A 12,840-nucleotide genomic window follows, 5' to 3' on the forward strand; every position below is an offset into this window, starting at 1 on the left:
TTTATCTCTCCAAACTTTCCAGAACAAGAATTCATAATTATTTGACTATAATGCAAATCCGATATTTTCTGGCCTTATGCCTTTTGCCTCATACAGTGTTTGCCCAAGCACCAGCTCCCGAAGCGGAACAACTTCCACTTTGCGTTGTTGAACCCCCTTTTTCACGTTCATTTAATGATCGTGAAAAACTTTCAGGCATTCAAGACACCGACATTGTCATTATTTCAGATAATTCTTCCGCGGCTTTTGATGATAAAGCCCATTTCAGTGGAGATGTAAGTTTTAGCCAAGGCTCTAGGCATATTGCTGCAGATCAGGCTATTTTAGATCAGAAAAAGCAGCAACTAAGTGCCAATGGAAATCTTATTTTTAAAGATGATCAGTTTACGATTACCGCTGAAAGCTTACAGGCGCAAATGAGCAGTAGCAGTGCCACATTAGAAGGCGCTGAATATTGGTTTCATGGGCAACAAGCCCACGGCGACGCTAAAAAATTACAAATCACCTCAGAGAATAACTTAATCCTTTCCGGCACCAACTTTACAACTTGCCCACCTGGCGATGAATCTTGGTTGCTTGAAGCTGACATGATCAAAATAGACAGTGAAGAGGAATGGGGCGAAATTTGGAACGCTAAACTACGGATTGCGGATGTCCCAGTGATGTACATTCCTTATATGACCATTCCGGTGTCAGATAAGCGTAAAACAGGATTCTTATTCCCAAGTTTTAGCACAAGTACGACAAATGGTGTGCAACTTAGTACGCCTTATTATTGGAATATTGCGCCAGAATACGATTTAACCTTTACACCTGATGTGATGTCATCGCGGGGTTTATTTGTCAAAACTGAGTTCCGTTATTTAGCGGGCGAGCAACAAAATGGCCAACTAAATGTTGAATACTTAGGTAATGACCGTAAGTTATTTAATAACCCTGAACGCTATTTATTCCATTGGAGTCATCAAGGTGCAATCGACGAAAATTGGCGAGTCAGAGCAAATTATACCGATGTTTCAGACAACAATTATTTCAATGATTTAAATTCGGATGTAAACCGCTCAACGGATAACCAATTATCACGAATTGGAGAAGCCAGTTATTTTGAACAAAACTGGGACTTCAACATGCGAGTTCAAGATATTAAAGTGCTTGGCGAAGACGAACTTCCTTACCAGGTTATGCCGCAGCTGAACTTCAATTATCGAAAAATTAATTTCTGGAATGCGATTGATTTTAGATTCAACTCTGAGCTGACAAACTTTCAGCATCAAGATAATCAATACACCACAGCCACACGTTTACACATGGTTCCAAGCCTAACATTACCGATTCAAGGCCCTGCCGGAAGCTTAACCAGCGAAATAAAACTGCTGCAAACCCAATATTGGCAAGCACCAGATGAAAAAGACACCCAGCTTTCTGAATCCGTTAGCAGAACCATTCCACAAGTGCGCCTGCACGGCCAAATTAATTTTGAGCGCCCAACAACGTTTTTTGATAGTGAATTTAAGCAAACATTAGAACCACAATTTCAATACCTATATGTCGGTTATGAAGACCAATCTGACATAGGTATTTACGATACAGCTCAACTTCAAGAAGATTATTTCGGGCTATTCCGTGACCGACGCTTTTCGGGATTAGACAGAATTGCTGATGCAAATCAATTAACCCTCGGATTCACAACTCGATTTTTGGATGACAATAATCTAGAGAAATTCAAATTTAGTCTAGGACAAACCCTCTACTTTGAAGACTCCAAAGTGTTATTAGAGAACCATTACCTTCAAGAGTCTGAATCTACTTCGGTTTTAGCCGCCGAACTCGATGCTCACCTTTATAAAGATTGGTTTATTAGCGGCTCAATGCAGCACGATACCGAAAATAATAAAAACAAAAAGAATGAAGTGACATTAGATTTCAGACCGAGCAAAGATAAGTTACTGCAGTTTAGTTATCGTTACGTTCCTGACTTACTGAATACCAATACCAATGATCGAGTCAATATTTCTCAAGCAGGTATCAGAACGTCATGGCCAATAAGTGATGACTTATATTTTGTGGGTAACTGGTATTATGATTTGAATGAATCCCGCCGTATTGAAACCTATACCGGCTTCCAATACGAATCGTGTTGTTGGGCTGTTCGCTTAAGTTATCATTACCGCATCAAAACCAATTACGACGATGACTTATCAGAAAGCATTGATAGTCGTGAAGAGTTTGAAAAAGGTGTTTACTTAAACTTTGTTATCAAAGGGCTCGGTGGTTCTGGACCACTTGGGGTTGATGATATGTTGAATGAAGGTTTATTTAACTACCGAAAACCACTTTACTTAAGGAATTAAGCGGCTTTTATGCTAGCTTATGGTAAATTGCTGAACCAAGATTAAAAAGCGTAGTCCAACGTTAAGTTAATTGAGTTTTACTTAACGAAACAATAACGATAGATTTGGGCTCAACACCCGATTTGACAGAATTAAAGTGCCAAGGATTTTTTGGATGAAACACAGTAAGAAACTTTTTATTGCATTATGCGCACTCGCTATGAGCCAAACAGCTTATTCTGCTCCACAACCGTTAGATCACGTTGCGGTTCAATTAAATGACGGCATTATTTTAGAAAGTGAAATTAGCAATATGATTGCTAATGTTACCGCCAATGCAAAAAAGTCAAATCAGACTTTACCATCGGCTGAAGCACTGCGTACGCAAGTCATCGAACGTCTTATATTGACGCGCTTACAATTGCAAACAGCAGATAGAATCGGTCTTTCAATTGGTGATTTACAATTAGACCAAACCATCGAGAATATTGCTAAAGAGCAAAAATCCACTGTAGCTGAAATGCAACAAGAACTTGAAAAAGATGGCGTAAGTTTTAGTCAATACCGCGAGCAATTACGTGAAGAGATCACCCTAGGTGAAATTCAACGTATTCAGGTTCAACGCCGTATTCAAGTATCACCTCAAGAAGTGAATAATCTTGTTAAACTCATTTCAGAACAGGGATTAAAAGATGTTGAATTTCAAATTGGTCACATTCTGATAGAAATCCCAAGTAACCCATCGAGTGAACAACTTGAATCATCAAGCAAGCGTGCAGAAATTGTTCTTAAACGCTTAGATGAGGGTGAAGATTTCCGCAGTACAGCTATTGCATCATCATCTGGACCTAAGGCACTAGAAGGCGGTATTTGGGATTTCATGAACATTAATGAAATGCCAACCCTGTTTGCTGAAGTCATTTCAGGTGCAAAAAAAGGTGACATATTTGGCCCGATCAAATCTGGTTCGGGTTTTCATATCATTAAAGTGATGGATACCCGTGGATTACAAACACAGGAAATTGACGAAGTAAAATCGCGTCATATTTTATTAAAGCCATCACCGATTTTATCCGATGACCGTGCCCAAGCCATGTTAGCTAATTTCCTAAAAGATATTCGCAGTGGCGATGCTGAGTTTGGTAAATTAGCGCGTCAATATTCTGAAGACCCAGGCTCAGCAACAAAAGGCGGAGAATTAGGCTGGGCTGAGCCTAGCTTGTATGTTCCAGAGTTTTCACAGACGCTAGCCAGCTTAACACCCGGCCAAATCAGTGAACCATTTCGTACAACTCATGGCTGGCATATTGTACAATTAGAAGAACGCCGCAAAACGGATGCTACAGACAAGTTCAACAGCAATCGAGCGTATCAATTAATTTTTCGCCGTAAATTTAACGAAGAATTACAAAACTGGTTAGATGAAATGCGCAGTGATGCATACATCGAAATATTCGAGCCTGAAAATTTACGAGGCTAATATAATAATGATCAAACGTATCGCGATAACGCCGGGTGAACCGGCGAGTATCGGCCCTGACATAGTCATTAAACTAGCTCAGCAGGAATGGCCTGCTGAGTTAGTTGTTTGTGCCGATCCACAATTATTAATAGATAGAGCTAAATTACTCAATTTACCTCTTGAACTGCGCCTATATGACGCATTAAAACCCGCGCAAGCTCAACAGGCTGGCACACTCACCATCATGCCCTTTACCTTGGCTGAACCAGTAGAGTGTGGTGTACTAAATGAAGCCAACAGTGCTTATGTGGTGGAAACGCTGCGCGTAGCCGGTGAGAAAAACATGTCGAAGGAATTTGATGCTGTTGTCACAGGTCCTGTTCATAAAGGTATTATCAATCAAGCTGGTATTCCTTTTAGTGGCCACACAGAATACTTCGCCTTACAGGCTAACTGCCCTGACGTAGTCATGATGTTGGCTACACCAGGGTTGCAAGTAGCGTTGATGACCACACATATTCCTTTAGCGTACGTGTCAAAAGCCATCACTCGAGACAGATTGCACCATATTATCAAAATTTTACATCGTGAATTAGTCAGTAAATTTGGCTTAGGTTCGCCCAAAATCTTTGTATGTGGTTTAAATCCACATGCGGGTGAAGATGGTCATTTAGGACGTGAAGAAATTGATGTCATGATCCCTGCATTGAACGAATTACGTGAACAAGGCATTGATATTATTGGGCCATTGCCGGCAGACACCTTGTTCCAACCTAAATATCTAGAACAAGCGGATGTTGTACTCGCTATGTACCACGACCAAGGATTACCCGTACTAAAATCTATCGGTTTTGGTAAATCGGTCAATATCACCTTAGGTTTACCGTATATAAGAACTTCTGTTGATCACGGCACCGCACTCGATCTTGCAGGCTCCGGAAAAGCAGATAGTGGCAGTTTATTCTGCGCACTTCACAAAGCCATTGAAATGATCGACAAGAGTAAATAAATAAACGTAATGAGCAATAAAGTACACTTAGGCCACACGGCCAGAAAACGATTTGGACAAAACTTTCTCACTGACGAAGGTGTCATTAGCAGCATTGTTGGTGCTATTTCACCTGACAACGACCATGTGATGGTTGAAATTGGTCCTGGCCTTGGCGCGCTAACTGAGCCTGTTGCAGACACAATTGACAATTTAACCGTTGTTGAATTAGACCGTGACTTGGTTGAGCGTTTAAAAGTACATCCAATTTTAAAAGACAAACTCACGATACATCAAGGTGATGCACTGCAGTTTGACTTTACCCAATTACTACAAGATGGCAAGAAAATGAAAGTGTTTGGTAATTTACCTTACAATATTTCCACGCCATTAATGTTCCATTTATTTGAATTTGCTGAACATATCGAAACCATGCACTTTATGCTTCAAAAAGAAGTGGTGCTTCGATTATCCGCCAGTCCAGGTTGTAAAGCATATGGCCGTTTAACCGTTATGGCACAATATTACTGCCAAGTAGTGCCAGTATTAGAAGTGCCACCAGGCTGTTTCACTCCACCGCCTAAAGTGGATTCAGCGGTTGTGCGGTTACTTCCATACGAGCAAAAACCCTGGCCCTGTAAAGATGTGACTGTCATGCGTCATCTATGTACTACCGCCTTTAATATGCGCCGTAAGACACTGCGTAATAATTTAAAAGGAATGTTAGATGATGAAGACTTTGCCGTTTTAGGTATCGATTCAACCTTAAGACCAGAGCAAATAAGTGTCGAACAATATGTGGCGATGGCAAACTTGTTCATTGATAAAAGCCCCGCTAATTAATCTCTACCTTAAAGGGCACATTCATTGAATCTGCCCTTTTGTTTTAGGATCCCCTTATGAGTCAAGCTGAATCTCCGATCAAAATTAAAGTTGAAACAGAATACCTCAAACAGCAATCTGATATCGCAGAACAGAAATTCCTGTTTACGTACACTATCACCATTATTAATACTGGTGACCAAGATGTTACCTTGAAAGATCGCCATTGGATCATCACCGATGCAGATGGCAATAAGAGTGAAGTAAAAGGTCCTGGTGTTGTTGGCGAGACTCCTACAATAGCGCCTAATACAGCATATCAATACTCGAGTGGAACCGTGTTAGATACCCCGATTGGATTTATGGAAGGCGCTTATGGCATGACATACAATGACGGTAAAACGTTCTCCGCCCCTATCCCGACATTCAGATTATCAGTGCCTGGAATATTACAATAGATTATGGCCAATTATTTTGTCGGCGATATTCAAGGCTGCTATGAAGAACTGCAGCGCTTATTGATAAAAGTCAGTTTTAACGCTTCAAGAGATACGCTTTGGGCTGTTGGCGATTTAGTTGCAAGAGGTCCTGGATCACTTGAAACACTGCGTTTTTTCGAATCACTCAACGATAGTGGTAAAGTGGTACTCGGTAATCATGACCTCCATTTAATGGCGGTACAGGGTAACGTAAAACGAGCAAATCCCAATGATCATTTACAAGCTTTATTGAATGCACCAGACTGCCCTAAACTGATTGATTGGTTAAGACTACAACCTCTAACACGCTTTTTACCTGAACACAATTTGATCATGTGTCATGCCGGAGTTCCCCCTCAATGGGATCTCAACACCTTAAAACAAGAAAGTGAAAGAGTGAGTGAGCAACTAGCAAAAGCGGATTATCTTGATGCTGTGATTCGTCAAATGTATCAAAACCAACCCAGTGTCTGGAATAAAGATCTGATAGGCATAGAACGGACAATATATTGCATTAATGCCTTAACTAGAATGCGTTTTTTATATCCAGACGCTAGCTTAGACTTTGAATGTAAACACCCCCCATGCCAAATAAACGATAAAAATTTATCTCCCTGGTTTACATTTGAATCTAATCTTCAAGCCCCCTACCAAATTGTTTTTGGCCATTGGGCTGCATTAATGGGTAAAACACCGCATACTTATCTTCACGCATTAGACACAGGGTGCTGTTGGGGTGAGCATTTAACTATGTGGCACCTTGAAACAAATGAAAAAATTACCCAAAAAAAGTTAAATTAGCGTTAAACTAAAAGTCAAATAAGCCGATACTTAACTATCGGATTTAGAAATACCTGAGTACCCGAGCCCGCATTACAGGGATAAAATAATAATAGGTTGGAGTAACATATGAAAATTAACGTGGCCACTAGGGTTATTGGTGGGTTTTCTGCCGTAACGTTATTGCTGATAATTCTTGGGGGTGTCACCCTCTTAGGCAATAGCAGCATTAAAGATGGGACTCAAATATTACAGCAAGTTAGTCTACCAGCTTTAGAGTCAACAAATTTGCTCAGCGAAAACTTAAGCAGCCAACAACTAGAATCATTACAAGGCTATTACAGTAATCACTCTTCAAAAATTCCTGCTATTGAAAAAAATCTTGCCAACGAAAATAAAAAATTTCAAACAGAGTTTAGTAAGTTAACGAACTTAATCTCTGGTCAAGCACAACTGACGCAACCGTTAAACCAATTGAAATCAGCTTACCTGAGTTATGAAACTATCGCTGAAAAAATGCTTAACGAAAGAACACTGGCGTTATCAAAGCAGGAAACACTACTCAAAATGAGAAGTGATTTAGAAAATGCAGCCGATGATGGCTCATCAATTCTATTGGATATCATTGACTTAGAAACTAGCGAAGATGAAACAGAGAGAAGCCTTGCGGCATCAGCAAGTGTAGTTGATAACACCTTTATCAACTTAATTACCACTGTATATGATTTAGTCGGCGCAACTGAGCAAAGTAAATACGACCTTATAATTAAAGAACTAGATTACATGGTCAGTGAAGCAAAAGGTAAATTAAGCCACATTAATATGCAGGGCCAAGATGTTATCGACAATGATATTTTATCTGATTTAAGCAAAGAAACGGATAAAGTATTTAACCTTTTATCTGGTTCAAATTCTATCATTGCATTAAAAAGTCAGCAGTTACAACACGATGACACATCAACTAAAGCCCTAAACGAAACCCAAAAGAAAGCGAAAGTAGCTAACGCCAAAATGACGGAACTGGCAAATGCTATTGAAGGCTTTACGGATGATATCAGCACTCAGGCAATCGAAGTTATCGATTCTGCAGCAATTAAAACCATGGTCGTGGTATTAATCGCCATTTTTGTCGCAATATTCGTCAGCATTGCTGTGGTGCGACCTTTAACACGCTCATTAGAGCAAGTTAACCAAGCGCTGAACGTGCTTGCTTCAGGCGATTTAACCCATAAACTTGACGATACTGGTCACGACGAATTTGCCGAGCTATCTAAAAACTGTAATCGTTTAGTCGACAGTTTACGCAGTTTGATTGCCGGTATTTTAGACCGCTCTAACCAACTAGCCGCCGCCGCTGAAGAAACATCCGCGATTACCTCTCAAACCACAATAGGTATTCAAGAACAAAAGAGCCAAGTTGATCAAATTGCTACAGCAACTACGGAACTGAGTTCAAGTGCACAGCAAGTTTCAATGAGCGCGGATCAAGCACTAGAACAAATCAAACAAGCGGATCAAGAAACCCAACATATGCGTGCTCTTGCTGATGAAAGTAAGCTTACCATTCTGGCGCTTGCTGACGAAGTATCTAAAGCAGGTACCGTGATTAATAAGCTGCATACAGACAGTGCTTCTATCGGCTCTATTCTAGATGTTATCCGTGGCATTGCCGAGCAAACAAACTTACTGGCTTTAAATGCTGCTATTGAAGCAGCTCGTGCTGGTGAACAAGGCCGAGGTTTTGCTGTTGTTGCTGATGAAGTGAGAAGCCTGGCTTCACGTACACAAGATTCAACCCGTGAAATTCAACTTATGATTGAAGTATTACAACAGGGTGCGCAACAAGCCGTTGCGGTAATGGAGCTAGGTCGCTCACAAGCAAACTCCTGTGTAGACAAAAATGAACAAGCTAATTTAGCCCTTGAGTCTATCATTAAATCTGTTCACAAGGCTTACGATTCAGGTACCCATATTGCGCACGCGGCGCAAGAGCAAAACCTTGTTAGTCAGCAAGTTTCAGAGAAACTTGAACACATTGCTCTTATCTCTGAAGAAACAGCGACAGGTGCAGAGCAAACTGCACAATCAAGTCATCAGGTTGCTGTGCTCGCTGAAGAGCTTCAAGCATCTGTGGGTGAGTTTAAAGTGTAATCTCGCGACCTTACACTCAAATAAAAAAGGCCATATTGGCCTTTTTTATTTTATGAAATAATGTTCAAGATAAAAACGAATTAAGCACGACGAATGGATTGCAGCCTAGCAATCTAAATAAAATTCACTCAACAAAGATTATTCGTTTTTAGCTGAATTCTTCTAACCGTGTTAATTGACCATTTTATCGCGTTATCACCTTTTATATTGAATAGCGACATGACAAAGCCTTTGCCTTACATTAAGGGCTAATAATTCGTTGCAAAAAATAGGTTGAAGGGTCAACAGCCACTAAATACAAATTTCTGCCCAAAAAATACCGACTATTTAAGTCGGTATGTTTGGTGACAACGATTAACTTATTTAAGCTATTAAGAATTAATCTTCATCACCGGCACCACCACTAACACGATCATTAATCGCAGCAGTGATTGGACTACCACTATGACCATTAGCATTTGCCCAATCAAGAATGGTTTTACCATCGGATTCAACAACAGAAAGATCTGAACCAGGTAAACGCTTCGCAATAAACTCACCAACATCATTTGCATTTGAATTGTAGGCAGTACGCAATAAACTGCTGCCATCACAACTTAATCCAGTATAAATGTTGCGTAATTTTACGCGGGCTTCTTTCAATTTTTTACGTAAACGGTTTTTATCATCTGACTTAACATAATCACATATGTTAGCCACTAACTGATCAGTGTTTGCGACGGCAGGGGCTGACACAGAAGATGCTGCAATCAGGACAGCAACGGCAACAGCCGCAGGCATTAAACGCATCTGACACTCCTTTTATATTATTATAGTATTTTGAACATTCCATCTTGGTGGATATGATTCATTGTTCTTAGGGTAACTCGTGATCAAGTTTACAGTTTTTAACAAAAGTGTTAAAGCTATATTGCAAACCTTTGTCATTTGTTGCAGTAACAGTTTGTTGCCGTTGCCAACTACCATCGTCCCAATCAGGAAAATAGGTATCCCCATCTACATCCAGTTCAATGTGGGTTAAATATAGTACATCTGCTTTAGGAAGCAACTGTGCATAAAGCTGGCCACCACCAATAATGACAAGCTCTTCACATTCCCCTGCTGCCAAGATGGCTTGTTCAAAACTGGTAACGCAGGTTATCCCCTCGGGTGAATAATCATGCTGACGTGTAATAACAATATTGTGCCTTCCGGGTAAAGGTCTTCCTATTGACTCAAAGGTTTTACGCCCCATGACCACAGGCTTGGCTAGTGTCATTGCTTTAAAGTGCTTTAAGTCTTCAGGTAAATGCCAAGGCATTTGGTTGTCTTTACCAATCACTCGATTGTTAGCCATAGCGGCAATCATTGCGATACGCATACAAAATCCTATGATTAAATAATGGGTCTATTTCGATAATACAGCAAACTCGGTAATGCAAGTCCGACGGCTAAAGCACCAAGTATAAATACGGTTTTTAAACCATTAACAATAACTTGGGCACTTAATTCAGGGCTTACCTGGCTCTGGGCTGTTAACTGAATAAGGGCAATGACGGTATTAAATGCATATGTGCCTGGCACCATAGGAATAATAGCCGCTACAGCATACATTAATGGCGGAGCAAGATGACGCTTAGCAAATTGAATGGTAATAACACCGACTAATGCTGCTGCAACAAACGTGGCCCATTCAATTGGCATATTAACATGCATTAGTAAGGTTCTAGCACTATGCCCTAGAGCACCGGCCAAAGCGCAATAGACAAGATAACGCTGAGGAACATTAAATAAAATGGCAAAACCTAATGCTGGAATAGCTGAAAAAAATGCATCATTGAGTAAATCGAGTAATAGTGACGACATTAGAAAATGCCCCCTAACTGCATCGCAATAGTAATACCAATCACTGATGCTAAAGTGAGCAAACTAGCATTGCCCCAGCGAGAAATACCCACGTTAATATGGCCTTTTACCATATCCGAGATGGCATTTATCAACGGAAAGCCTGGAACAAGCATTAATACACTCGCAGCAAGAGTGACTTGAGGAGTGTCAGTAATTGGAAATATATACCCGAGTTGAGCGACAACATTAGTAACAAATGCGGTAATAGCAAAATTAACAAGTAGATTGTAATGACGTTTGGCAAAATACAACCTGACTGCCATTCCTACTGAAGAGGCTAGAAACGTCAGTAGACATGCCACTAAATCGCCACCAAATAAATGACAAAAACTAGCACAAGATATACCAATGATGGGAATAACAATTTTAGCAGGGTAAGTTTTGGGTTTAATTCTAGCAAGGCGACGGCGAACTTCATTCGCGCCGTAAACGCCTTTCTCGGTTAACAGACATAACCGTTGCAATTCGCAAACCACCATCATATTGATCCCATGAGCACGAATGCGTCGGGTTGTGGTAATACAACGACCATGTACAAGACTGGTCAACACAAGGGCATTAGAGGAAATAGAAAGTTCAACACTTGCAAGACCCAAAGCCTTACCGAGGCGCTGACTCAATTCTTCAACCAAGTCAGAATCAGCACCATAGGCAAGCAACAATTGGGCACTGCGAACAACTAAACGGGTAATATCATTTTGGTTGTCAGCGTACACGGTAATCCTTGAAAATTAACGTTGGTAAATAACTTCAACATCGTAGTCATCTTCATCGAAGTCATCATCATCTAGGTCGTCACTATCATCATAATTTTCATTGATGTTATCGTCTTTACCCTGATGGTAATTATCCCATTTGAATTCTACTTCTTTCTCACCATCTTGCTCATCGTCATCGACAGGCAGAGCTTGTATATAGTCTAACAATTTAACACTTAGCTCTTCTGTACCCTGACGACTATATGCTGACATAGTGAAAACCTCGCCTTCCCAGGCAAGTTCTTTAACAATGCGTTGTACTTTTTCTACAACTTCATCTTCAAACAATAAATCGATTTTATTAAAGACTAACCAACGTGGTTTTGCTGCTAATTTAGGAGAGTATTTTTCTAGCTCTGCCACAATAGCTTTAGCTGACTCAACCGGATCGCTTCCATCAATAGGGTTAATATCAACAATGTGCAACAAAGCTCGGCAACGTTCTAAATGCTTTAAGAAACGAATACCTAAACCTGCGCCGTCAGCAGCACCTTCAATCAAACCAGGAATATCTGCAATAACAAAACTTTGCCCTGGACGTGGGTTAACCACACCTAAGTTAGGAACCAAAGTTGTAAATGGATAATCGGCCACTTTTGGTGTTGCACGAGAGACTGAACGAATAAAGGTTGATTTACCAGCGTTTGGCAAACCGAGCAAACCAACATCAGCGAGCAATAACAGTTCGAGTTTAATCTCGCGAACTTCACCTGGTGTACCCAGTGTTTTTTGGCGAGGCGCACGGTTGGTGCTGCTTTTGAAGCGCGTGTTACCTAAACCGTGAAAGCCACCTTTAGCAACTAATAACTTTTGGCCATGGGTAGTTAAATCGCCTAAACTTTCTTCAGTTTCGATATCAATAGCACGCGTTCCTACAGGAACTTGCAAAACTAAATCTTTACCAGCATGACCCGTACAATCGCGACCTCGGCCATTTGAACCACGCTCAGCCATATGAAATCGAGTAAATCGATAATCAATAAGGGTATTGAGGTTTTCGTTTGCTTCTAAAAAGACGCTCCCACCATCACCACCGTCACCACCGTCAGGACCGCCATCAGGGACATATTTTTCACGGCGAAAACTAACACAACCGCTACCACCGTCTCCGGCTTCTACACGGATATTGGCTTCATCAACAAACTTCATACTGACTCCTAACACTCCAACCTTCAAAAACAAA

The 12,840-nt window shown here is 40.7% G+C and carries 12 protein-coding genes; 7 read left to right on the forward strand and 5 right to left on the reverse strand.

What is annotated here, in order from left to right; genetic code table 11:
* The first annotated feature begins 50 nt into the window (after positions 1-50).
* The 7 genes from lptD (at position 51) to ORI98_RS07035 (ending at position 9,012) form a co-directional block, all read left to right on the forward strand.
* On the forward strand, positions 51-2,351 hold the full coding sequence (gene lptD, locus ORI98_RS07005; RefSeq protein WP_306134747.1) for an LPS assembly protein LptD: 2,301 nt from the start codon (positions 51-53) through the stop codon (positions 2,349-2,351).
* A gap of 154 nt (positions 2,352-2,505) precedes the next feature.
* Complete coding sequence (surA, locus tag ORI98_RS07010) at positions 2,506-3,810, forward strand: peptidylprolyl isomerase SurA (protein ID WP_306134748.1); 1,305 nt, start codon at positions 2,506-2,508, stop codon at positions 3,808-3,810.
* Positions 3,811-3,814: 4 nt separating this feature from the next.
* Complete coding sequence (gene pdxA / locus ORI98_RS07015; protein WP_306134799.1) at positions 3,815-4,801, forward strand: 4-hydroxythreonine-4-phosphate dehydrogenase PdxA; 987 nt, start codon at positions 3,815-3,817, stop codon at positions 4,799-4,801.
* Positions 4,802-4,810: 9 nt separating this feature from the next.
* Positions 4,811-5,623 carry a 16S rRNA (adenine(1518)-N(6)/adenine(1519)-N(6))-dimethyltransferase RsmA gene (gene rsmA / locus ORI98_RS07020; RefSeq protein WP_261297364.1) on the forward strand — a complete coding sequence of 271 codons (813 nt, stop codon included), beginning with the start codon at positions 4,811-4,813 and terminating at the stop codon, positions 5,621-5,623.
* A gap of 56 nt (positions 5,624-5,679) precedes the next feature.
* Positions 5,680-6,060 carry a Co2+/Mg2+ efflux protein ApaG gene (apaG, locus tag ORI98_RS07025; RefSeq protein WP_261297365.1) on the forward strand — a complete coding sequence of 127 codons (381 nt, stop codon included), beginning with the start codon at positions 5,680-5,682 and terminating at the stop codon, positions 6,058-6,060.
* 3 nt (positions 6,061-6,063) lie between these two features.
* Complete coding sequence (locus ORI98_RS07030) at positions 6,064-6,882, forward strand: symmetrical bis(5'-nucleosyl)-tetraphosphatase (protein ID WP_306134749.1); 819 nt, start codon at positions 6,064-6,066, stop codon at positions 6,880-6,882.
* A gap of 108 nt (positions 6,883-6,990) precedes the next feature.
* Entirely contained in the window at positions 6,991-9,012 is a 2,022-nt protein-coding gene (locus ORI98_RS07035; protein WP_306134750.1) for a methyl-accepting chemotaxis protein, read from the forward strand.
* A 378-nt stretch (positions 9,013-9,390) separates the two neighbouring features.
* Here the strand turns inward: ORI98_RS07035 and ORI98_RS07040 are convergent, their stop codons facing one another.
* The 5 genes from ORI98_RS07040 to cgtA all read right to left on the reverse strand — a co-directional run bounded on the left by ORI98_RS07040 (position 9,391) and on the right by cgtA (position 12,806).
* The gene (locus tag ORI98_RS07040) at positions 9,391-9,801 is read right to left on the reverse strand and encodes a DUF3718 domain-containing protein (RefSeq protein ID WP_261297368.1); all 411 of its coding nucleotides are present in this window, start codon (positions 9,799-9,801) and stop codon (positions 9,391-9,393) included.
* Positions 9,802-9,868: 67 nt separating this feature from the next.
* Entirely contained in the window at positions 9,869-10,372 is a 504-nt protein-coding gene (gene folA / locus ORI98_RS07045; protein WP_261297369.1) for a type 3 dihydrofolate reductase, read from the reverse strand.
* A 14-nt stretch (positions 10,373-10,386) separates the two neighbouring features.
* Positions 10,387-10,857, reverse strand: a complete 471-nt coding sequence (locus ORI98_RS07050; RefSeq protein ID WP_306134751.1) for a threonine/serine exporter family protein — start codon at positions 10,855-10,857, stop codon at positions 10,387-10,389.
* Positions 10,857-11,615, reverse strand: coding sequence for a threonine/serine exporter family protein (locus ORI98_RS07055; protein WP_306134752.1), 759 nt, complete (start codon positions 11,613-11,615; stop codon positions 10,857-10,859). The genes ORI98_RS07050 and ORI98_RS07055 overlap by 1 nt, the downstream gene beginning before the upstream one ends.
* Positions 11,616-11,630: 15 nt before the next feature.
* Positions 11,631-12,806: an Obg family GTPase CgtA gene (cgtA, locus tag ORI98_RS07060; RefSeq protein WP_306134753.1), complete on the reverse strand. Its 1,176-nt coding sequence runs from the start codon at positions 12,804-12,806 to the stop codon at positions 11,631-11,633.
* Positions 12,807-12,840: the final 34 nt, after the last annotated feature.

Origin of the sequence: Shewanella sp. ULN5, assembly GCF_030731885.1 — a bacterium.
GTDB lineage: Bacteria > Pseudomonadota > Gammaproteobacteria > Enterobacterales > Shewanellaceae > Shewanella > Shewanella holmiensis.